This is a genomic window from Candidatus Protochlamydia sp. W-9 (genome assembly GCF_001950615.1).
GTDB classification, from domain to species: domain Bacteria; phylum Chlamydiota; class Chlamydiia; order Chlamydiales; family Parachlamydiaceae; genus Protochlamydia; species Protochlamydia amoebophila.
Window position 1 is genome coordinate 1 of record NZ_BCPZ01000193.1, and the last position, 275, is coordinate 275.

At 39.3% G+C, this 275-nt stretch carries 1 protein-coding gene; it reads right to left on the bottom strand.

Translation table 11 applies throughout. The features are described from left to right. Positions 1-239, bottom strand: a 239-nt coding sequence (locus tag BU804_RS06310; protein ID WP_143298943.1) for a hypothetical protein, incomplete at its 3' end; no start/stop codon positions are given. Positions 240-275 lie beyond the last annotated feature (36 nt).

Below are 275 nucleotides of genomic sequence, written 5' to 3' on the forward strand. Positions count from 1 at the left end.
AGGGCATGGTGGCTATTCCGCGCAGGTATCTCTTCAATTTGCCTCTCTAAGAGATCTACAGACTGATAAATTTGGTTAATCTCTTCCACATCATGTCGACAAAGGAGCTCTTTTGCTAAAATCTTTTCAATGGCTTCCACTCCTTGTTCTATTATTCGAATAGGAGGGACAAATGTTCGTATTTGGCTGCAATAGCCATTATCGTGCATTCTTATATTATAACGAGTCATCTCATTCATACTGATTTTCCTTTTGGATTGAATTGACTAACCGCC